The following is a 20,955-nucleotide window of genomic DNA, read 5'->3' as shown; positions in this document are numbered from 1 at the left end:
CCTCCCCCGTGTGAACGCGGGGGCTTCTCGCTATGCCGGGTTGGCGTCGCGACGGACCAGCCCGGCCCGTAGAACGTTGATCGCGCCCACCGTGTCGGCGTGCTCCTGGTGGTCGCACGAGACGCAGTGGAACTTCTCCTGGGTGGGCCGGTTCTCCTTGGCGGTGTTCCCGCATTCGGGGCACCGCCGGGAGGTGTTGCGGGGGTCCACGGCCATCACTTCCCGTCCGGCGCTTTCAGCCTTGGCGGTGAGGATCTGGAGGAACACCCCCCATCCGGCGTCAGCGATCGAGCGGTTGAGCCCGGCCTTCGCGGCGGCCCCGTTGGGCAGGAAGCTGCCTGGAGTTTCGGGGTCGGGCTTGGGGGCGGGGGCCTTGCTCATGTTGCGGATCTTGAGGTCCTCGTGCGCGATGAAATCGTGCTCGCGGACCAGGACCAGCGCGGTCTTGTGCGCGTGGTCCAGGCGCTGGCGGCGCACCTTGCGGTGCAGGTTGGCGACCTTGGTGACGGCCTTGCGACGTCGCTTCGAGCCGCGCTTGCACCGGCTGAGGGCCTGCTGTGCTGCTTCGAGCTTAGCGGCGGCGCGGCGGCCGTGGCGGGGGTTGGCGACGCGCTCACCGCCCGAGGTGGTGAGGAAGGAGGCTATGCCCATGTCGATGCCGACCACGCTGCCGGTCACGGGGAGCGGATCGGGCTCGGCCTGCTCGGCGGTCAGCATCACGTACCAGCGCTTGCCCTCACGCTTGACCGACACGGTCTTGATCCTGCCGACCACCCGTCGGTGCCGGTGCACGCGGACATGCCCGACACCTTGCAGGCGGACGCGGGTTACGGGGTCGTGCGGGGTGGAGTCCCAGCGGCAGCCGTCTCCGTCCTTGGGGAAGTCGACCGTGTCGAACCGGCCGGCCCCGTGGAAACGCGGGTACCCGGGCTTGTCTGCGACCTTGATCCGGCGGAAGAACGCGGCGAACGCCTTGTCGAGACGACGAAGCGTGGCCTGCTGCGACGAGAACGACCACCGGCCCTGACGCTCCGGGTCGAACGCCCGGATGTCCTTGAGCTGGGCGGACTGCTGTCCGTACGTGATGCTCGTCTTCGAGACGTGCCGGTAGGCGTCACGGCGCTCCTGCAACGCCCCGTTGTAGAGCGAGCAGTGATCACGCATCATCTCGCCGAGCGCGGCCTGCTGGCCCACTGTGGGCCGCATGAGGAACTTGTACGCACGGATCATCCGGCCCACCCCCTTCCCGGTCGGCTCGGTGATCATACTACGGTTGGGGTATGTCACCACGCTGGGAACCAAACCCCGATGTCCGCACCGGCCGCCACGTCGCCTACAACCTCCACGCCCACTTGGTGTTCGTCACCAAGTACCGGCGCGGCATCTTCGATGACGACATGCTCAAGCGCTGCGAAGAGATCATGCGGGCCGTGTGCGCCGACTTCGAGACGGAGCTGCGCGAGTTCAACGGCGAGGCCGACCACGTGCACCTGCTCGTGCACTACCCGCCGAAGGTGGCCCTGTCGAAGCTGATCAACTCGCTCAAGGGCGTCAGCTCCCGGAGGCTGCGGGCCGAGTACACCGGCCGGATCAACCGGGTCGGCATGGGCTCGGTGTTCTGGTCCCGCTCCTACTTCGCAGGCTCGTGCGGCGGTGCACCGCTCACCGTGATCCGCCAGTACATCGAGGGCCAGAAGCGGCCCGTCTGACTGCTACCCCGAAGGCCCAGCGAACTCCGGTGCTTCGCGCCTCCGGGTCAAGGATGCGTTTCCCTCCCCGACTGAAGCCGGGGATACCCACGCAAGATCAACGGATGGACCGCGCATATGTCGGCCAACGCCACCCCTTCCGGGCCCTGTTGATGCGGATCGACGAGCGGATCGGGCTGATCCGGCCGGACTTCGAGAGGCTCGCCGACTGGGCGGCGTGACGGCGCGGCGGCTTTGATCATGTTCACCGGCCTACCTAGCATGCCCATGCCACCCCCTGCGACCTGCCGCCCGACGAAAGCGACCCATGCGCATCCAGCGGATCCTCGCCACGACCGCCGCCCTCACCTGCCTCGCCGCCCTCTCCGCGTGCAAGGGAGGCGGCCAGGCGGCCCCACCGGGCGAACCCGCCCCCTCCGGCTCCTCCGCCTCCTCCGCCTCCTCGGGCGCGGCCGGGGACGCGGCCACCGAAGGCCCGCTCGTCAGGGCGCAGCAGTACCTGCGCGAGTGGGCCGGGTGCGAGAACCTGAGCTCGAAGGCCGACGACCCGAGAATGCCGCGCGGCGACTTCCCCAAGGCCGGGCAGTGGTCGGTAACGGAGATCGGCGTCTGCAGCACCACGGCCGAGAAGAGCGACATCGTCATCGCCGTCCCCAAGGACACGAAGGCGTTCCAGGAGGGCTACAAGCAGTACGTCATGGACCGGCTCAAGGGGGGCGACGCCGGCTACGGCCACGAGAGCCGGGTACTGATCGGCAAGGGCTTCGTCGCATTCCCGACAACGGCCACGACGGCCATGAAGCTGGTCCGCTCCGACCTGCGCGTCCTGGTCTGCAACCCGGGCGGCCAGGTGCCGGAGGGGTACAAGCGCGAGAAGCCCCTCGTGGAGGGCTGCGGCCTCACGGACTTCGTCTCCGCCGAGGACGGCTCGGGCAGCCCGAACTTCGAGACCCCGCAGAACCCGTCCGGCGAGGAGAAGCTCGGCCAGCCGAAGAACGGCAGCCTCGGCCTCCCGCGCGCGGGCAGCATCGCCGAGCTGCGCAAGCTCGTCGGCAACAGCCTGGACTGCCCGAAGAACTTCTCCACGGACCCCGAGGCCGTGGCGATCGAGTCGATCGACTACCAGCCCGTGATCAAGGGCAACGCCCTGGAGTGGGGCGTGACGGGCCGCGCCCTGTGCGGGCAGCCGGCCGGCGAGCGGCGCGCCCACGACCTGAGCTGGCTCGACACCGTCGGGGACATGAAGAAGCTCCAGACCAAGGCCAAGGCCGCTCAGCAGGCCGACCTGAAGGACGACGGCAAGCTGAAGGCGACCGGGAGCCTGCTGCTCGTCGGCGAGAACATCGCGGTCGAGACCAACAGCCCGTCCTCCCGGTTCGGCCTCTACCAGCTGCAGTTCCTGTACCTGAACTGCATGCCCGGCTTCTCCGCCCCGTCCGGGTACCGGCTGGAGAAGTCGCAGGTCGAGGGCTGCGTCCTGACCAACTACGAGCCGGACCACCCGCTCGACTGAGCCGAGGCCTCCGCGGGCCCGCGCCCGCGGAGGCCTCGGGCGCAAGGGGACGCGGACGCGGCGGAGGGGCGGCCGGAGCACAGGTGCTCCGGCCGCCCCTCCGGGCGTGCCGCGGCGTGCGGACGTACATGCCCCGGGCCCGTTGAGGGCGTACGGGGGTGCGGGCCGCAGGGCCGCGGGCGTACGGGGGCGGCGGCGCGGGGCCGCCGCCGGCGGGCCGGGCTACTGCTTGTGCACGGCCCAGGCGTGCTGGATCACCAGGTCGGCCTTCAGCTCGGTGAGCTGCAGCGCCACCGCCGAAGGGGCCGTGCCGCCGCGGCCGCTGCGCGAGGCGAGCGCGCCGGGGACGTTGAGGACGGTGCGGACCTCCGGGGTGAGGTGTTCGGAGATCTTCGCGAACTGGTCGTCGGTGAGCTCGTCGAGCTCGATGCCGAGCCCCTCGCACTCCTTGACGCACCCGCCGGCGACCTCGTGCGCCACCCGGAACGGCACGCCCTGCTTGACCAGCCACTCCGCGATGTCCGTGGCGAGGGAGAAGCCGGCCGGCGCCAGCTCCTCCATGCGCTCCCGGTTGACCGTGAGGGTGGCCATCATGCCGGTGAAGGCGGGGAGCAGGACCTCCAGGGTGTCGCAGGAGTCGAAGACCGGCTCCTTGTCCTCCTGCAGGTCCCGGTTGTAGGCGAGCGGGAGGGCCTTGAGGGTGGCGAGCAGGCCCGCCAGGTTGCCGATCAGCCGACCGGACTTGCCGCGGGCCAGCTCGGCGATGTCCGGGTTCTTCTTCTGCGGCATGATCGACGAGCCGGTGGAGAAGGCGTCGTGCAGGGTCACGAAGGAGAACTCCTTCGTGTTCCAGATGATGACCTCCTCCGCGATCCGGGACAGGTTGATCCCGATCATGGCGGTGATGAAGGCGAACTCGGCGACGAAGTCGCGGGAGGCCGTGCCGTCGATCGAGTTGCCGGCCGAGCCGCGCTCGAAGCCGAGGTCGGCGGCGACCGCCTCCGGGTCCAGGCCGAGCGAGGAGCCCGCGAGGGCGCCCGATCCGTACGGGGAGACCGCGGTCCGGGTGTCCCACTGGCGCAGCCGCTCGGCGTCCCGGGACAGCGACTGGACGTGGGCGAGCACGTGGTGCGCGAAGAGCACCGGCTGGGCGTGCTGGAGGTGGGTGCGGCCGGGCATGGCCGTGTCCGGGTGCGCCTCGGCGAGGCCGACCAGGGCGTCCTGGAGGTCGGCGATGAGGCCGCCGATGATCCGGGCGTGGTCGCGCAGGTACATCCGGAAGAGGGTGGCCACCTGGTCGTTGCGGGACCGGCCGGCGCGCAGCTTGCCGCCGAGCTCGGCGCCGAGCCGCTCCAGCAGGCCCCGCTCCAGGGCGGTGTGCACGTCCTCGTCGGCGATGGTCCCGGTGAAGGAGCCGTCGGCGACGTCCGCCTCCAGCCGGTCGAGGCCGACGATCATGCGGTCGAGCTCGTCGGCGGTGAGCAGCCCGGCCTTGTGCAGGACGCGGGCGTGGGCGCGGGAGCCGGCGATGTCGTACGGGGCGAGGCGCCAGTCGAAGTGGACCGAGGCGGAAAGCTTCGCCAGGGCCTCGGCGGGGCCGTCGGCGAACCGGCCGCCCCAGAGCCGGACGTCACCGTTGTTGCTGCTCACTGCTGATGCTCCTCGATCACTGCATGGCTTCGGGTGGGGAACGGCCTCCCCGCCGCGCAGGGAGCGGGGAGGCCGGCCGTCACAGGGGTGCCCGCACCGCGGGCGCCGGGATCAGCCCAGGTCTGCGTCAGGCTCCGCCTGCCAGATCACGGCGCGCGGCGATCTTCGCGGAGAGGGCGAAGATGTCGATGAAGCCCTGGGCCTTGGACTGGTCGAAGGTGTCGCCGGTGTCGTAGGTGGCGAGGTTGAAGTCGTAGAGGGACTCCTCCGACTTCCGGCCGGTGACGACGGCGCGGCCGCCGTGCAGGGTCATCCGGATGTCGCCGGTGACGTGCTGGTTGGCCTCGTTGATGAAGCCGTCCAGGGCCCGCTTGAGCGGGGAGAACCACAGGCCGTCGTAGACGAGCTCGCCCCAGCGCTGCTCGACCTGCCGCTTGTACCGGCCGAGCTCGCGCTCGACGGTGACGTTCTCCAGCTCCTGGTGGGCGGTGATCAGCGCGATCGCGCCGGGGGCCTCGTACACCTCGCGGGACTTGATGCCGACGAGGCGGTCCTCGACCATGTCGATCCGGCCGATGCCCTGGGCGCCGGCCCGCTCGTTGAGCTGCTGGATGGCCTGGAGCACGGTGACGGGCTTGCCGTCGATGGCGACCGGGACGCCCTCCTTGAAGGAGATGACGACCTCGTCGGGCTCGCGCGGGACGGCCGGGTTCGAGGTGTACTCGTAGATGTCCTCGATCGGCCCGTTCCAGATGTCCTCCAGGAAGCCCGTCTCGACGGCGCGCCCGAAGACGTTCTGGTCGATGGAGTACGGGGACTTCTTGGTGGTCGCGATCGGGAGGTTCTTCGCCTCGCAGAAGGCGATGGCCTTGTCCCGGGTCATCGCGTAGTCGCGGACCGGGGCGATGCACTTCAGGTCGGGGCCGAGGGCCTGGATGCCGGCCTCGAAGCGGACCTGGTCGTTGCCCTTGCCGGTGCAGCCGTGGGCGACGATGCCGGCGTTGTGCTTCTTCGCGGCGGCGACCAGGTGCTTGACGATGGTGGGCCGGGAGAGCGCCGAGACCAGCGGGTAGCGGTCCATGTAGAGGGCGTTGGCCTTGATCGCCGGGAGGCAGTACTCGTCGGCGAACTCGTCCTTGGCGTCCGCGACCTCGGCTTCGACGGCACCGCAGGCGAGCGCGCGCTTGCGGATGACGTCCAGGTCCTCGCCGCCCTGGCCGACGTCCACGGCAACGGCGATGACCTCGGCGCCCGTCTCCTCGGCGATCCAGCCGATGGCGACGGAGGTGTCCAGGCCGCCCGAGTAGGCGAGTACGACGCGCTCGGTCACGGGTTTCTCCTTACGGTGCAATCCAGCGATGGGCATAACTATGCACTGCTCCGTATGTTTCGTCAATCGGCCGGTGTGGTGCGCCCCTGACCAGCGGAAATATCGACAGCGCCCGCAGCGCCCCGGCCACTACGCTCCCCGTATCGATCGGCGCACAGCGCCGCGGGCGGACACGGCGGACCGGGGAGGGCCCATGGGAACGAAACGGCGGCGGGACGCGGAGGCGGGGCGCACGGCCGCGCGGCAGCTGCTGGACGGCGGCACGGTCCCGGTCGGCGGGGTGCTGCCGCACGGCGGCCCGGAAGCCTGGCTCGCCTTCGACGAGCAGGTACGGAGCGCGCGCGTCGGCCGGGTCGGCGTGGGCGGACCCGGCGCTGCGGGGCCGGGCGGGCCGGGCGCAGTGGAGCCGGGCGCAGTGGAGCCGGGCAGGCCCGGTTCCGCCGCGCCGGGCGGGCCGACGCGGCCGCGTTTCGGGCGTTTCGGGCGGCTGCGCCGACCCGCCCGGGCCGCCGAGACGCCGCTGGAGCTGCTGCTGTGCCACCCCGACGGCCGGGTGCGGGAGGCGGCGCTCGGCGCGAGGGACACCCCGCTGCCGCTGCCCCTCGTGGTGATCCGCTGCACCGACTGGGTTCCGCGGGTGCGTACGCGGGCCCGCCGGGTGCTGGTGCGGGCGCTGGCCGCCGATGCCCGGTACACCGTCTCCGCCGCTGTCCCGCTGGTCCTGCGGCTGGGCGGGCGGGAGCAGGGCGGCTGGGCGGTGGAACTGTTCGAGGCCGCCCTGCGGCTCCGGCAGCCGCGCTACGGGCAGTGGTGGGAGGTCGGCCTGCTCACGGGCCCGCCTTCCCGCAAGGAGGCGGACGGGATCCTGGCCGGGCTGCGCCTCGCGGCGGATCTGCCGACCCGCCGCTTCGCCGCCCGCATCAGCCTCGCCCGCGGCCTGCTGGACCTGCCGGACCTCGCCCGGCACGCCGCCGCCGAACGGGATCCGGCAACGGCCCGCCTGTGGGCCGACACCGCCCTGAAGGCACTGGCGGCAGCAAGAGCCGGCACCCCGACCGCCGACGCGGCGATCGACACGGCGATCGACGCGCTGCTCGCCGGCCCCGTCCCCACGGTGCGCTCGGCCGGGGTCACCGCCCTGCGCGCGGCCGGGCGGGCGGCCGAGGCCGAGCGGTACCTCGCCGACCGCTCCGCCCTGGTACGGGCCTGCGCGCGCCGGCTCGTCGACCAGGACGGGGGCGACCCGCACGCCCGCTACCGCCGGCTGGTCACCGACCCGGCCGGCCCGTCCCCGTACGCGGTGGCCGGCCTCGCCGAATGCGGCCGCGCCGAGGACGTGCCGCTGCTGCGGGAACTGCTCGGGCACCCCGTCGGCCGGGTGCGCGCCGCCGCGCTGGCCGGGCTGCGGCAGCTCGGCTCCGCTCCCGGCGACGCGGAGCTGCTCGCGCTGCTGGACGACCCGGCCCCGTCGGTGGCCCGCGAGGCCTGCCTGACCCTGCTCCCCATGGCCGGCCGGCTCGACCCCGGCCCGCTGGCCGCCCGCTGCACCCCGCGGGCGGCCCTGCACGTGCGCCGGGCGGCCTTCCGGCTGCTGCGCGCGCGGGGCGGGAGCGAGGCGCTGCGGGCCGCGGTGGCCCTGTCCGGGGACTGGGAACCGAAACTGCGCGGGACGGCGCGGGCGACCGTACGCGGCCGGCACCGGCAGCCCGCCCGGTTCACCGGGGAGGCGGACCGGGCCGAGCTCGCCACCCTGCTGCGCAGGGTCGTGCGCCTGTTCGGCGCGTACGAGTCTTCCGTCCGGCGCGCACACCCGGGTCCTGCCGGCTCACATCCCGCTCCCCGAAAGGGGGGTGAGGCCGAATAATGCCCCCATGGGAAAGCTCTACGACCACATAGACGGCCGGCTCCGCACCTTCATCGAGGAACAGCCGGTCTTCTTCACCGCGACGGCCCCGCTGGCGGCGGACGGCCACGTCAACCTGTCCCCCAAGGGCCGCAAGGGGACCCTCGTCGTCATCGACGAACTGACGCTCGCCTACCTCGACTTCGGCGGCAGCGGCGCCGAGACCATCGCCCACGTACGGGAGAACGGCCGGATCACCCTGATGTGGTGCTCGTTCGACGGCCGGCCGACCATCGTGCGGGTGCACGGCCGGGGCGAGGCGGTCTTCCGCGACGACCCCCGCTGGGGCGAGCTGATCGGGCGGTTCGCGGAGGTCGACGGTCCGAGCGCGCGGGCGGTCATCGTCGTGCACGCGCTGCGGGTCTCCGACTCCTGCGGGTTCGCCGTCCCCTTCATGGGGTACGAGGGCGAGCGCGAGCTCCATGCGGAGTACTTCGGGCGGCAGACGGACGAGGAGTTCGCCGCGTACTGCGAGCGGAAGGAGTACGTCGGGGTGAGTGTCGACGGCCTGCCTGCGCTGCCGCTGCCCCTTCCTGCCCGTACCGTCTGACATGTGCTGCGTACCGCTCTCGTCACCGGCTCGCTGATCGTCACCGCCCTCCTCCCCCACGGCCAGCCGCCCCTGCCGGACCGGCTCGCCGACACCGGCGGCGGCAGCCAGCTCATCACCGCCGTCGCGGCCGCCCCCGGCTCCACCACCGGGCGGGTGGTGTGGTGGGAGCGGCTGGCGGGGCACTGGTTCGAGAAGGGCAGCACGGAGGCGCGGTTCGGGTCGAAGGGCCTGACGGACGGCGCGACCCGGGTCCAGGGCACGAACACCACCCCGACCGGCCTGTACGCGCTCCCGTACGCCTTCGGGATCCGCCGGGCCCCGGCCGGGACGAAGTACACCTACCGGCCGGTGACGCGCAACTCCTGGTGGTGCCAGGACATCGCGTCGGCCAGCTACAACCGCTGGGTGGAGCCGCTGCCGGCGGACTGCGCGGCCGGCGAGTCCGAGCACCTGGTGACGTACGCCCGGCAGTACGCGCACGGGATGGTCATCGCCTACAACTACGACCAACCGGTCCGCGGCCGCGGGGCGGGCATCTTCCTGCACGTCAACGGCAAGGGCGCGACGGCGGGTTGCGTGTCGGTCCCGCTGGAGGCGATGCGCGCGATCCTCCGCTGGGCCGATCCCGTGCGCAAGCCGCACATCGCGATCGGCACGGAGTCCGGCGACCTGGCGATCACCCGCTACTGACGGCCGATGCGGACGACGGCACCCGCGGGACCGGGTCGGGCGGTCCCGCGGGCAGGGATCCGTCAGCCTTCCTTCTGGGCCAGGCGGAGCATGTGGTCGGCGAGGGCCTGACCGCCCGCCGGATCGCGGCTGATGAGCATCAGCGTGTCGTCGCCGGCGATCGTGCCGAGGACGGCGTGCAGTTCGGCCTGGTCGATCGCCGAGGCGAGGAACTGCGCGGCACCCGGCGGGGTGCGCAGGACGACGAGGTTCGCGGAGGCCTCCGCCGAGATCAGCAGTTCACCGGAGAGGCGCCGCATGCGCTCCTCCTTCGCCGACTCGCCGAGCGGGGCCTGCGGGGTGCGGAAGCCGCCCTCGCTGGGCACCGCGTAGATCAGCTCGCCGCCGGTGTTGCGGATCTTCACCGCGCCCAGCTCGTCGAGGTCGCGGGAGAGCGTCGCCTGGGTGACGCTCAGCCCGTCGTCCGCGAGCAGTTTGGCCAGCTGGCTCTGGGAGCGGACCGGCTGCCGGTTCAGGATGTCCACGATCCGGCGGTGGCGGGCGGTGCGGGTCTGGGGGACGGAAGGACCGCCCGCCGGCTCCGCGTTGGAGGAGGACCCCCACTGCTCGTTGTCCTGCGCCTGGCTCATCGTCGTCTCATTCCCCGGTTCGTCCGTCCCCGTTGGCTGCGTCGAGGATGCCGGGCAGTGCCTGGACGAACGCGTCCGCCTCGGCCTCGGTGAGCACATACGGGGGCATGAGCCGTACGACGTCGGGGGCGGGCGCGTTGACCAGGAAGCCGGCGTCCTGGGCCGCCTGCTGCACCTGCGGTGCGTACGGCCCGGTCAGCACGATACCCAGGAGAAGGCCCTCGCCACGGACATGGGAGACCAGCGGGTGGCCGTCGCCGCCGCCGAGGCCCTCGATTCCGGAGCGGAGCCGCTCCCCGCGGGCCTTGACCCGGTCGAGGAGCCCGTCGGCGGCGATCGTGTCGAGGACGGCGAGGCCGGCGGCGCAGGCGACGGGGTTCCCGCCGAAGGTGGTGCCGTGCTGGCCGGGCTGCAGGAGGTCGGCGGCCGGCCCGAACGCGGCGACGGCGCCGATCGGCAGGCCGCCGCCGAGGCCCTTCGCGAGGGTGACGAGGTCGGGGTCGACGCCCTCGTGGGCCTGGTGCTCGAACCAGTGGCCGCACCTCCCGATGCCGGTCTGCACCTCGTCGAGGACGAGGAGGGTGCCGGTGGCGCGGGTGATCTCCCGGGCGGCCTTGAGGTAGCCGGCGGGCGGTACGACGACGCCGTTCTCGCCCTGGATCGGCTCGATGACGACGAGCGCGGTCTCCTCGGTGACGGCGGCCCGCAGGGCCTCGGCGTCACCGTACGGGACGTGCGTGACGTCGCCCGGCAGCGGCCGGAACGGGCCCTGCTTCGCGGGCTGGCCGGTGAGCGCGAGGGCGCCCATGGTCCGGCCGTGGAAGCCGCCCGAGGTGGCGACCATGTGCGTCCGCCCGGTCAGCCGGCCGATCTTGAAGGCGGCCTCGACGGCCTCGGCCCCGGAGTTGCAGAAGAAGATCCGGCCGGGGCGGCCGAAGAGCTGGAGCAGCCGCTCGCCCAGGGCGAGGACGGGCTCGGAGGCGTACAGGTTGGAGACGTGGCCGAGGGTGGAGACCTGGGCGGTCACGGCGGCGACGATCGCGGGGTGGGCGTGGCCGAGGGCGTTGACGGCGATGCCGCCGACGAAGTCGGTGTACTGCTTGCCGTCGGCGTCCCAGACCTGGGCGCCCTCGCCGCGGACGAGGGCCAGGGCGGGCGTGCCGTAGTTGTTCGTCAGCGTGCCCTGCCAGCGGGCCGCGTACTCCTGATTGGCGGTCACGACTGCTTCCCTCCCCTGGTGTCGAAGTGCTGCAGGTCCTGCGGGTCCGGCACGACCATCGTGCCGATCCCCTCGTCGGTGAAGATCTCCAGCAGGATCGAGTGCTGGACGCGCCCGTCGATCACGCGGGCGGTGCGCACCCCGTTGCGTACGGCGTGCAGGCAGCCCTCCATCTTCGGCACCATGCCGCTGGAGAGCTCCGGCAGCAGCTTCTCCAGCTGGCTGACGGTGAGCCGGCTGATCACCTCGTCGCTGTGGGGCCAGTCGGCGTACAGGCCTTCGACGTCGGTGAGGACCATCAGCGTCTCGGCTCCGAGCGCGGCGGCGAGCGCGGCGGCGGCGGTGTCGGCGTTGACGTTGTAGACGTGCCCGTCGTCGGCGCTGCGCGCGATGGACGAGATCACCGGGATCCGTCCGTCGGCGAGCAGGGCCTCGATGGCGCCGGTGTCGATGGCGGTGATCTCGCCGACCCGGCCGATGTCCACCTGCTCCCCGTCGATCTCGGGCATGTGCCGGACCGCGGAGATGGTCTGGGCGTCCTCGCCGGTCATGCCGACGGCGAACGGACCGTGCTGGTTGAGCAGGCCCACCAGCTCGCGCTGGACCCGGCCGGCGAGCACCATCCGGACGACGTCCATGGCCTCCGGGGTGGTCACCCGCAGGCCCGCCTTGAATTCGCTGACCAGGCCTTCCTTGTCGAGCTGGGCGTTGATCTGGGGGCCGCCGCCGTGCACGACGACCGGGCGGAGCCCGGCGTGCCGGAGGAAGACCACGTCCTGCGCGAATGCGGCCTTGAGCTCGTCGTTCACCATGGCGTTGCCGCCGAACTTGATGACGACGGTCTTGCCGTGGTGACGGGTCAGCCAGGGCAGGGCCTCGATGAGGATCTGGGCCTTCGGGAGGGCGGTGTGCTTCCGCGCGGTGCCGGTCATGAGCTGTAGGCGCTGTTCTCGTGGACGTACTCGGCGGTCAGGTCGTTGGTCCAGATCACGGCGGACTCGCCGCCGCTGCACAGGTCGGCGGTGATGCGGACCTCGCGGTCCTTCATGGAGACGAGGTCGCGGTCCTCGCCGACGGAGCCGTTCTTGCAGACCCACACGCCGTTGATGGCGACGTTCAGCCGGTCGGGGTCGAAGGCGGCCCCGGTGGTGCCGATGGCGGAGAGGACGCGGCCCCAGTTGGGGTCCTCGCCGTGGATGGCGCATTTGAGGAGGTTGTTGCGGGCGATGGACCGGCCGACCTCGACGGCGTCGTCCTCGCTGGCCGCGCCGACGACCTCGATGCGGATGTCCTTGCTCGCGCCCTCGGCGTCGCCGACCAGCTGGCGGGCGAGGTCGTCGCAGACGGTCCGCACGGCCTCCGCGAAGTCCTCGTACGCCGGCACCTGCCCGGAGGCGCCGGAGGCGAGGAGCAGCACGGTGTCGTTGGTGGACATGCAGCCGTCGGAGTCGACCCGGTCGAAGGTGCTGCGGGTGGCGGAGCGCAGGGCCCGGTCGAGGGTGGCGCTGTCCAGGTCGGCGTCGGTGGTGACGACGACGAGCATGGTGGCCAGGCCGGGGGCGAGCATGCCGGCGCCCTTGGCCATGCCGCCGACGGTCCAGCCGTCGCGCGTCACAGCGGCGGTCTTGTGGACGGTGTCGGTGGTCTTGATGGCGACGGCGGCGGCCTCGCCGCCGTCCGCGGAGAGGGCGGCGACGGCGGTGCCCACGCCGGGCAGCAGCTTGTCCATGGGGAGCAGGACGCCGATCAGGCCGGTGGAGGCGACGGCCACCTCGCCGGCGTTGTGCTCGCCGCCGAGGGCTTCGGCGACCTTCTCGGCGGTGGCGTGGGTGTCCTGGAAGCCCTTGGGGCCGGTGCAGGCGTTGGCGCCGCCGGAGTTGAGGACGACCGCGCTGACGGCGCCGCCGCGCAGGACCTGCTCGGACCACTGGACGGGGGCGGCCTTGACGCGGTTGGAGGTGAAGACGCCGGCCGCGGCCAGGCGGGGCCCGTTGTTGACCACGAGGGCGAGGTCCGGGTTGCCGTTCTCCTTGATCCCCGCGGCGATGCCCGCCGCGGTGAATCCCTGTGCTGCCGTGACCGTCACTGCATCTCCTCGTTCGCTTCTTCCGTCGTCGTCCGCAGCCCGGCGGCTGCGCAGGGGGCGCTGGGTACGGCGCTCACGGTGCGACTCCGATCGTGGACAGCCCCAGGCTCTCGTGGAGCCCGAGGGCGATGTTCATGCTCTGGACCGCGCCGCCGGCGGTGCCCTTGGTGAGGTTGTCGATGGCGCTGATCGCGATGATCCGCTGCGCGGCCTCGTCGTGGGCGACCTGGATCTGAACGGCGTTGGAACCGTGGACGGATGCCGTCGCCGGCCACTGGCCCTCGGGCAGCAGGTGGACGAAGGGCTCGTCCGCGTACGCCTTCTCGTACGCGGCGCGCACCGCGTCGGCGGTGGTGCCGGGGAGGGCCTTGGCGGAGCAGGTGGCGAGGATGCCGCGGGACATGGGCGCGAGGGTGGGCGTGAAGGAGACGGAGACGCGCTGCCCGGCGATCGGGGACAGGTTCTGCACCATCTCGGGGGTGTGCCGGTGGCCGCCGCCCACGCCGTACGGGCTCACCGACCCCATGACCTCGGAGCCGAGCAGGTGCGGCTTGAGGGCCTTGCCGGCGCCGGAGGTGCCGGTCGCGGCGACGATCACCGCTTCCGGTTCGGCGAGCCGGTCCGCGTAGGCCGGGTAGAGGGCGAGGGAGACGGCGGTGGGGAAGCACCCGGGGACCGCGATGCGCTTGGACCCCTCCAGCGCGGCGCGGCCTCCGGGCAGCTCGGGCAGCCCGTAGGGCCAGGTGCCGGCATGGGGGGCTCCGTAGAACCGGTCCCAGTCCGCGGAGTCCTTCAGCCGGTGGTCGGCGCCCATGTCGACGACGAGCACGTCCGGGCCGAGCTCGGCGGCGACGGCGGCGGACTGCCCGTGGGGCAGGGCCAGGAAGACGACGTCGTGGCCGGCGAGGACCTCGGGCGTGGTCGGCTCCAGGACGCATCCGGCGAGCGGGACCAGGTGCGGCTGCAGGGAGCCGAGCCGCTGACCGGCGTTGGAGTGGCCGGTGAGCGCGCCGATCTCCACCTCGGGGTGGGCCAGGAGCAGGCGCAGGAGCTCACCACCCGCGTATCCGCTCGCTCCGGCCACCGCTGCACGTACCACCATCGAACCCTCCTCTTGGATGGCATGACTATACGTAGCTCCGCACTTTTATGCAATGAGCACCGCTCCGTACGCTGCGTGATGCGCCACCGCCGACACCCGGTACCTCGCCGGGGTGGCTCCTCGTGTTACTCCGCAGGCGCGATCCGCCAGGTGCCACGACGCACGTCGAGCGTCGCGGTGAGGTCGGCGTGCCGCGGGAACGAGACGCCCAGCCGCCACGGGTCCGGCAGGGCAGCCAGCTTGATGGCGATCAGATCCTCGGTGACGTCGCCCAGGGCTCCGATCCAGTGAGGTGCGGTGGCGATGAGCTGCTCGGGCAGCCGGGGCCCGGGCTCAGGAACACGCGAGAAGGGCTCCTCCGTGAGTTGGGCAAGGGCGGAGCCGGCCAGCAGGGTCAGCAGGCGCGCCAGGACCGCAACCGGCAGGGCCGGGTCGCGTGTCTCCAACGCCACGTAGCAGTCGTCGTGGCCCGAGAACCAGACCCGGGAGGCTCCCAGGTGGCTCAGGAGCGGCTCATCGATGCCGGTCGTGGCCAGCACGAGGGCGAGCTCGTCGAGCTGCTCCGCAGTCACGTCCACGGGCACGTCGACCAGAGTCAGCTCGTACGGCGACCCGGTGCCGTCGAGGAAGCGGGGCAGGAGGTCGCGCTCCACCACCAGGAACTCCTCCGCAAGTCCGTTCGTACCGGACGCCCGGGACCCGAGGGAGTGGACCGTGCACGGCACGCCGAGCTCGGCCGCGATCAGCGAAGGCCGCAGAGGATGCCCGTCCTCATCCAGAGAGGAGTTGGTCTCCAGCGACACCACCGCCACCGCGTCGTTCGCCACGGCCACGAACAGGTCGACCAGCTCGCCCGCCCGGGCCGCACCGGCGCTCACCCGCCACAGTTCCCCGGCCTCGCGGACGCTGAAGCCCAAGGGGAACGGCCGGCGCTCCACGCCGACACTGTTCACGCTGAACGCGCCCTGCCGCCCGACCTCGATCACTGCCCCACCCCCGAGAACCCGCCGGACCCCACCGACCAGCCCGTACGCGTCAATCATCGCCGGTCGGCAGGGCGGGCCTGCCACGATCGACCGCCCCTCGACGTGAGCGCGGTCCAGGGATCACGGCCGCCGGGACCTGAGCGCTGTGGTCGGCCAGACGGGCCGACTGCAGCGCTCAGTCACAGCCGCTGGCCTGCGGCTGTGTGGGGCGGTGGGGTGCGGAGCGTGTCAGGCGTCGGTGGCGGCGCGGCGAATCGCGGCGAGCGAGCGGGCCACGTCCTCGTCGGTGGTCGACCAGTTGCTCACGGAGATCCGCATGACGCGGCGGCCGTGCCAGGTGGAGCCGCTGATCCAGGTGTCGCCCTCGTCGAGCAGCCGGGCGAGGATCCGGTCGGTGCGGGCGTCGCTGCCGAAGCCGGCGCAGACCTGGGTGAACACCACCTCGTTGAGGACGGTCGCGCCGTCGGTCCCGGCGATACCGTCGGCGAAGGCGCAGGCGTGCCGGCACAGCCGGTCGACCAGGTCCGCCACCCCCGACCGGCCGAGGGACCTGAGGACGGCCCACACGGGGAAGGCCCTGCCGCGCCGGGAGAGCTCGGGGACCTTGTCGATCGGGTCGCCCTGCTCGTCGTGGATGAGGTAGTCGCCGCGCTGGCCCATCGCCGCCCGGAGTGCGGGCGGGTCCCGCACGATGGCGAGGCCGCAGTCGTAGGGGACGTTCAGCGTCTTGTGGGCGTCCGTCGCCCAGGAGTCGGCGGCCGCGCAGCCGTCCGTGAGGTGCGCGTGCGCCGGGGAGGCGGCCGCCCACAGCCCGAAGGCGCCGTCCACGTGTACCCAGGCGTCCGCCTCGCGGGCGGCGCGGATCGCCGCGGGGAAGGCGTCGAAGGCGCCGGAGTGGATGTCCCCGGCCTGCAGGACCACGATCGTCGGGCCGGGCCCGCCCGCGGCCAGGGTGCGGCGCAGGGCCTCGGGGTCGATACGCCCCTGGCCGTCCGCGCGCACGGTTTCGGGTGCGCCGAGTCCCAGGTAGCGCAGTGCCATGTCGACGGCGATGTGGCGGTCGGCGCCGGCGACGACGCGGACGGGCGGGCCCCCGGCGAGCCCGTCGCGGGCGGCGTTCCAGCCGGCGTCCCGCAGCACCGCGTCCCGGCCGGCGGCGAGGCAGGTGAAGTTCGCGGTGGTCGCGCCGGTGGTGAAGCCGACGGCGCTGCCGTCCGGCAGGCCCAGCAGGTCGAGCAGCCAGGTGCTCGCGATGTCCTCGGCCGCCGCGTAGGCGGGCGAGGCGGCGCGCATCACGCAGTTCTGGTCCCACGCGCTGACCAGCCAGTCCGCGGCCAGCGCGGCCGGTTCGGTGCCGCCGACCACGAACCCGTGAAAGCGGCCGCTGGGGAACGCGGTCAGGCCCGGCTCACAGGCCTCGGCCATCAGGTCGACCACATCGGCGGGCACGCCGGGGCCGTCGGGCAGCTCGGCACCGAGCGCCCGCACGACCTCGTCGACCGAGGCGCGGGCGGGCACCCGCCGCTCCGACAGGCTCGCCAGCCAGCGCACGGCGTGGCCGTGTGCCCGTCGGAGCGCGGCCTCGCGCGCGTCCATACCTCGTACTGTGGGACGCCCGCCGCCTCCCTGCAAGCCGCGCCCCGTCGGCCGGCCGGCCGGCCGGCCGACGGGACGGTCGTCAGGTCAGGGCGTGGCGGACCCAGACGTTCGGTTCGACGTACGCCGCGTAGCCCTGGTCCGGGTCGCAGTGGACCGGGGTGAGGGCCCCGGGCACGTGGACCGGGCCGGCCGTGTCGAAGGGCAGGCCCGTCCAGGCGCGCCACTCGTCCAGGGATCCGGTGACCGTCATCGACAGCGGCGCGATCGAGTCGATCACCCCGCCGGCGCGGACGTGGACGCGCAGCCACGGGTCGTGGGGCAGGCCGTCCTCGCGGGTGCGGTACGCGTACTCCCGGATCGGCGTGTCGGGCTCGGCCGGCTTGCCGCTGGGCCGGACCGGGGCCACCACCTCGGCGAAGCCGCGCGCCCGGGCGTTGTCCCGCATCGCGGCCAGCATCCGCCCGGACAGGCCCTCGCCCTGCCGGCCGGTGTCGACGCTGATCTCGATCGCGCTCACCGTGTCGGGCTCGATGCCGCGCCGCAGGTCGGAGAAGGCCCACAGGAACACCTGGTCCCAGCCGCGGGCCGGCAGCACCCCGTCCCGGCCGGGCGCGTGCAGCGCGAACGGCACGCTGAACCCGCGGGCGACCACCGTGTCGCCGTCCAGGGCGACCAGCACGTACTCGGGCAGCTCCGCCACCACCCGCGGGTACAGCAGCCAGGCGAGGGAGTCGTTGCCCGAGAACTCGGGCCACGAGTCGTCCATGTCGTACAGCCGCTCGGCGAGTTCGGGGCGCCCGGCGATCGTGGTGATCTCGATTCCGTTCATGTGCGCAGGCTAGGGGCGCTGCGGCGGCGCCCCCACCGGATTACGCGGGGGCCTGGAGCGCCAGGTGCCAGTGCCCCGACCAGCCGGTCAGGGTGAGGGTGGACAGCGGGGGGACGTCGACGTTCCAGTACGTCTGCGGGGCGGCCCGCAGCGCGTACACCAGGGCCGCCCGGACCACCGAGGGCTCCGCGACCGCGACGATCGCGCCCCCGTCGTCGGCGGGCCGGGTGTCGAGCCAGCCGCCGATGCGGGAGATGAACGCGAGGAGGGATTCGCCGCCGTGCGGGGTGGCGAGCGGGTCGCTGAGCCAGAGCTCGACCCCGCCGGGTTCGCGGGCGGCCACCTCGGCCAGGGTCAGGCCCCGCCAGCGGCCCATGTCGCACTCGCGGAGAGCGGGCTGGGCGAGCGGCGCGTACCCGAGGGCCCGTCCGGTGGCGCGGCTGCGCGGGCCGGGCGAGCAGTAGCGCAGTTCGGCGGCGCCCAGGGGCACCAGCCCGTGTGCGGCGGCGGACAGGGCGCGCCAGCCCTCGTCGTCCGGCGGGCGGTCGTCGTCGAAGCGCTCGGCGAGCAGCGAGGAGCCACGGGCTGCGGCGACGAGCGAAACCCGAACGTTCATGCGGCGATGGTGGGCCGCGTACCGCACCGGGTCAAGCGTCCGACGGTCAGGCGTCCGGCGGTCAGGCGTCCGGACCCGCGGTGCCGGCCTGCTCCTCCCCGAGCCCGCTGCGCAGCCGCTGCACGGCCTCGCCCAGCTCCGCCGCGCCGGACACCCCGGCGAAGCTCAGCCGTACGTACGGACCCGGCGGTTCCGCGCAGAAGTAAGGACGTCCGGGCGTGACCGCGACGCCGGCCCGCAGGGCGGCGGCCGCGAAGGCCAGGTCGTCGTCGCCCTCCCCGCCGGGCCGGACCCACAGCTGGAAGCCGCCGGACGGCAGCCGGTCCAGCCGCAGCCCGGGCAGCCCGCGGCGCAGCGCGCCGGCCAGCATGTCGCGCCGGTGCCGCAGCTCGGCGGCGACGGTGCGCAGGTGGCGCGGCCAGGCGGGGGCGCCGACGAGTTCGAGGGCGGCCTCCTGGAGCGGGCGGGGGACGAAGAAGCTGTCCACGACCTGGATGGCGCGCAGCCGGTCCAGGACGGGGCCGCGGGCGGCGAGCGCGCCCACCCGCAGGCTCGGCGAGGTGATCTTGGTCAGTGACCGGACGTGCACGACGACCCCGTCGCGGTCCTCGGCGGCCAGGGTCGGGGGCAGCGGCCCGGCGTCCTCGTGGGCGAGGGCGCGGGCGTAGTCGTCCTCCACGACGAACGCCCCGGCCGCCCGGGCGATCCGCAGCACCTCGGCCCGCCGCTCGGGGGCCAGCACCGCGCCGGTGGGGTTCTGGAAGAGCGGCTGGCATACGAACACCCGGGCCCCGGTGGCTTCGAACGCGGCGGCCAGCAGCTCCGGCCGGACACCGTCCGCGTCGACGGGGACGGGCACGGGCCGGCACCCGGAAGCCCGGGCGATCGACAGCAGCCCGGGGTAGGTCGGCGACTCGACCAGGATCGGCGCCCCCGGCGGGGCCAGCGCGCGCACGGCGGTGGTCAGCGCGCTCTGCCCGCCCGCGGTGACCAGCACGTCGGCGGCGGAGACGGAGCCGCCGATCTCCCGGGCGAACCAGTCGCGCAGCTCGGTCAGCCCCTCCATGGGCGGCCTCCCCCAGGCGCCGGGGCGCCGCCCGGCCCGGGCCAGGGCGGCGGCCATGGCCCGCTCGGGCTGGAGCGAGGGGTGCAGGTAGCCGCCGTTGAGCTCGATGACCCCGGTCGGCGGCGCCGCGAGGGAGTTGAGCACCCCGGAGGCGTCCACGGAGCGGGGGATCACCTCTCCGGCGCCCTCCGCACTGAGGGCCACCGCCTGCCAGGAGGTGTCGCCGGGCGCGGGTTCGGTCGTTCGGGGGCCGGCCCGGTAGGCGCCGGCGCCGGGCCGGGTGACCACGAGGCCTTCGGCGGCGAGCTGGGCGAGGGCGCGGGAGACGGTGACGGGGCTGACCCGGAAGCGCTCCACCAGGGCCCGGCTCGACGGCAGCTTTCCACCCACCGAGTAGCGGTCCAGCTCGGAACGCAGGACATCCGCCAGTTCCGCCACACTGCTACGCTCATACATGAGAGCACAGAATAGCGCTACTTCCCCCACCGCGATAGCAGTCGGCACCCCGGACAGCGCCTCGGCCGGCACGGCGTCCGGCACCGCGGCCGGCACCGCGTCCGGCACCGCGTCCGGCACCGCGCTCGCCGCCCTCGGCGTCGTCGCCTTCTCCCTGACGTTCCCCGCCACCGCCTGGGGCCTGGAGGGCTTCGGCCCCTGGAGCTTCGTCTCGGTGCGCAGCGTGCTCGCCGCCCTGATCGCGGGGGCCTTCCTGCTGGCCGGGCGGGTCCCGCTGCCGGCCCGTGAGCACTGGGCGGGGCTGGCGGTGGTCGTCGCGGGGGTGGTCGTCGGCTTTCCGCTGCTCACCACCGTGGCGCTGACCACCTCCACCACCTCGCACGCCGCCGTCGTGGTCGGGCTGCTGCCGCTCACCACGGCCGCCCTGTCGGCCCTGCGCACCGGGGTGCGGCCGTCGCGCCGGTTCTGGGCCGCGGCCGTCGCCGGGGCCGCCGTGGTCCTCGGCTTCACCCTGGCCGAGAGCGGCGGCTCGCTCTCGACCGGCGACGGCTTCCTGTTCGGGGCCCTGCTGGCCTGCGCCGCCGGGTATACCGAGGGCGGGCGGCTGGCCCGCGCCATGCCGGGATGGCAGGTCATCGGCTGGGCGCTGGTGCTGGCCCTGCCGCTCACGCTGGCCGGTTCCGCGCTGGGGCTGGCGTACGAGCCGGTGCGGCTGACCGTGCACGGGCTGGCGGGGCTGGTGTGGGCGGCGGCGGGCTCCACCTTCCTCGGCCTGTACGTCTGGTACCGGGGCATGGCGGAGATCGGCGCCCCGCGGGCCAGCCAGCTCCAGCTGGCCCAGCCGCTGCTGACCCTGGTGTGGTCGGTGGCCCTGCTGGGTGAGCGGCTGTCGCCCGCGGCTCCGGCGGCCGCTTGCGCGGTGCTGGTCTGCATTGCCCTCACCCAGCGGGCCTAATCACCCCCACCCAGCGGGCTTAATCCGGACTATTCGCCGTAAACTGACGTCACCGGATCCAGAC

At 73.4% G+C, this 20,955-nt stretch carries 19 protein-coding genes; 6 read left to right on the top strand and 13 right to left on the bottom strand.

The window, feature by feature from the left end:
- Window positions 1–30: 30 nt before the first annotated feature.
- Window positions 31–1,230 (bottom strand): RNA-guided endonuclease InsQ/TnpB family protein, encoded by a 1,200-nt coding sequence (locus ACIQUT_RS13960; protein ID WP_403562769.1) that lies wholly within the window; start codon window positions 1,228–1,230, stop codon window positions 31–33.
- Between the two features lie 50 nt (window positions 1,231–1,280).
- Here ACIQUT_RS13960 and tnpA point away from each other — a divergent pair, with 50 nt between their 5' ends.
- Together tnpA and ACIQUT_RS13950 are read left to right on the top strand one after the other, a co-directional pair.
- Window positions 1,281–1,709 (top strand): IS200/IS605 family transposase, encoded by a 429-nt coding sequence (gene tnpA, locus ACIQUT_RS13955; RefSeq protein ID WP_403562768.1) that lies wholly within the window; start codon window positions 1,281–1,283, stop codon window positions 1,707–1,709.
- A 307-nt stretch (window positions 1,710–2,016) separates the two neighbouring features.
- Window positions 2,017–3,222: a hypothetical protein gene (locus ACIQUT_RS13950; protein WP_403562766.1), complete on the top strand. Its 1,206-nt coding sequence runs from the start codon at window positions 2,017–2,019 to the stop codon at window positions 3,220–3,222.
- A 222-nt stretch (window positions 3,223–3,444) separates the two neighbouring features.
- Here ACIQUT_RS13950 and argH read toward each other — a convergent pair whose 3' ends face one another.
- Both argH and ACIQUT_RS13940 read right to left on the bottom strand, forming a co-directional pair.
- Window positions 3,445–4,872 carry an argininosuccinate lyase gene (gene argH, locus ACIQUT_RS13945; RefSeq protein WP_403562765.1) on the bottom strand — a complete coding sequence of 476 codons (1,428 nt, stop codon included), beginning with the start codon at window positions 4,870–4,872 and terminating at the stop codon, window positions 3,445–3,447.
- A gap of 127 nt (window positions 4,873–4,999) precedes the next feature.
- Window positions 5,000–6,202, bottom strand: coding sequence for an argininosuccinate synthase (locus tag ACIQUT_RS13940; protein ID WP_403562763.1), 1,203 nt, complete (start codon window positions 6,200–6,202; stop codon window positions 5,000–5,002).
- Window positions 6,203–6,395: 193 nt separating this feature from the next.
- Between ACIQUT_RS13940 and ACIQUT_RS13935 the strand changes: the two genes are divergently transcribed.
- Genes ACIQUT_RS13935 through ACIQUT_RS13925 form a run of 3 tightly spaced genes read left to right on the top strand, consistent with a single transcriptional unit; the run spans window position 6,396 to window position 9,348 of the window.
- Complete coding sequence (locus ACIQUT_RS13935) at window positions 6,396–8,066, top strand: HEAT repeat domain-containing protein (protein ID WP_403562760.1); 1,671 nt, start codon at window positions 6,396–6,398, stop codon at window positions 8,064–8,066.
- Between the two features lie 7 nt (window positions 8,067–8,073).
- A complete protein-coding gene (locus ACIQUT_RS13930; protein ID WP_403562758.1) occupies window positions 8,074–8,655 on the top strand; it encodes a pyridoxamine 5'-phosphate oxidase family protein in 582 nt (193 codons plus the stop codon).
- Window positions 8,656–8,661: 6 nt separating this feature from the next.
- Window positions 8,662–9,348: a L,D-transpeptidase gene (locus ACIQUT_RS13925; protein WP_403563163.1), complete on the top strand. Its 687-nt coding sequence runs from the start codon at window positions 8,662–8,664 to the stop codon at window positions 9,346–9,348.
- 62 nt (window positions 9,349–9,410) lie between these two features.
- Here the strand turns inward: ACIQUT_RS13925 and ACIQUT_RS13920 are convergent, their stop codons facing one another.
- The 10 genes from ACIQUT_RS13920 to ACIQUT_RS13875 all read right to left on the bottom strand — a co-directional run bounded on the left by ACIQUT_RS13920 (window position 9,411) and on the right by ACIQUT_RS13875 (window position 19,936).
- Window positions 9,411–9,977 (bottom strand): arginine repressor, encoded by a 567-nt coding sequence (locus ACIQUT_RS13920; protein ID WP_403562756.1) that lies wholly within the window; start codon window positions 9,975–9,977, stop codon window positions 9,411–9,413.
- A gap of 7 nt (window positions 9,978–9,984) precedes the next feature.
- On the bottom strand, window positions 9,985–11,196 hold the full coding sequence (locus ACIQUT_RS13915) for an acetylornithine transaminase (RefSeq protein WP_403562754.1): 1,212 nt from the start codon (window positions 11,194–11,196) through the stop codon (window positions 9,985–9,987).
- Complete coding sequence (gene argB, locus ACIQUT_RS13910; protein ID WP_403562752.1) at window positions 11,193–12,128, bottom strand: acetylglutamate kinase; 936 nt, start codon at window positions 12,126–12,128, stop codon at window positions 11,193–11,195. Before argB ends, ACIQUT_RS13915 begins: the two co-directional genes overlap by 4 nt.
- On the bottom strand, window positions 12,125–13,282 hold the full coding sequence (argJ, locus tag ACIQUT_RS13905) for a bifunctional glutamate N-acetyltransferase/amino-acid acetyltransferase ArgJ (protein WP_403562750.1): 1,158 nt from the start codon (window positions 13,280–13,282) through the stop codon (window positions 12,125–12,127). The genes argB and argJ overlap by 4 nt, the downstream gene beginning before the upstream one ends.
- A gap of 73 nt (window positions 13,283–13,355) precedes the next feature.
- Window positions 13,356–14,384 (bottom strand): N-acetyl-gamma-glutamyl-phosphate reductase, encoded by a 1,029-nt coding sequence (gene argC / locus ACIQUT_RS13900; RefSeq protein WP_403562748.1) that lies wholly within the window; start codon window positions 14,382–14,384, stop codon window positions 13,356–13,358.
- 125 nt (window positions 14,385–14,509) lie between these two features.
- On the bottom strand, window positions 14,510–15,370 hold the full coding sequence (locus ACIQUT_RS13895; RefSeq protein WP_403562747.1) for a hypothetical protein: 861 nt from the start codon (window positions 15,368–15,370) through the stop codon (window positions 14,510–14,512).
- Window positions 15,371–15,598: 228 nt separating this feature from the next.
- Window positions 15,599–16,966, bottom strand: coding sequence for a pyridoxal phosphate-dependent decarboxylase family protein (locus ACIQUT_RS13890; protein WP_403562745.1), 1,368 nt, complete (start codon window positions 16,964–16,966; stop codon window positions 15,599–15,601).
- Window positions 16,967–17,048: 82 nt separating this feature from the next.
- Window positions 17,049–17,798 carry an N-acetyltransferase gene (locus ACIQUT_RS13885; RefSeq protein ID WP_403562743.1) on the bottom strand — a complete coding sequence of 250 codons (750 nt, stop codon included), beginning with the start codon at window positions 17,796–17,798 and terminating at the stop codon, window positions 17,049–17,051.
- A gap of 40 nt (window positions 17,799–17,838) precedes the next feature.
- Entirely contained in the window at window positions 17,839–18,414 is a 576-nt protein-coding gene (locus tag ACIQUT_RS13880) for a histidine phosphatase family protein (protein ID WP_403562741.1), read from the bottom strand.
- 61 nt (window positions 18,415–18,475) lie between these two features.
- Entirely contained in the window at window positions 18,476–19,936 is a 1,461-nt protein-coding gene (locus ACIQUT_RS13875) for a PLP-dependent aminotransferase family protein (RefSeq protein WP_403562739.1), read from the bottom strand.
- Here ACIQUT_RS13875 and ACIQUT_RS13870 point away from each other — a divergent pair.
- A complete protein-coding gene (locus tag ACIQUT_RS13870) occupies window positions 19,935–20,891 on the top strand; it encodes a DMT family transporter (RefSeq protein ID WP_403562737.1) in 957 nt (318 codons plus the stop codon). The genes ACIQUT_RS13875 and ACIQUT_RS13870 overlap by 2 nt on opposite strands.
- Window positions 20,892–20,955 lie beyond the last annotated feature (64 nt).

The organism is Streptomyces sp. NPDC090445 (assembly GCF_044769385.1).
GTDB lineage: Bacteria > Actinomycetota > Actinomycetes > Streptomycetales > Streptomycetaceae > Streptomyces.
The sequence above is the reverse complement of the archived record's forward strand: the minus strand, read 5'-3'. Positions and strand labels throughout refer to the sequence as shown.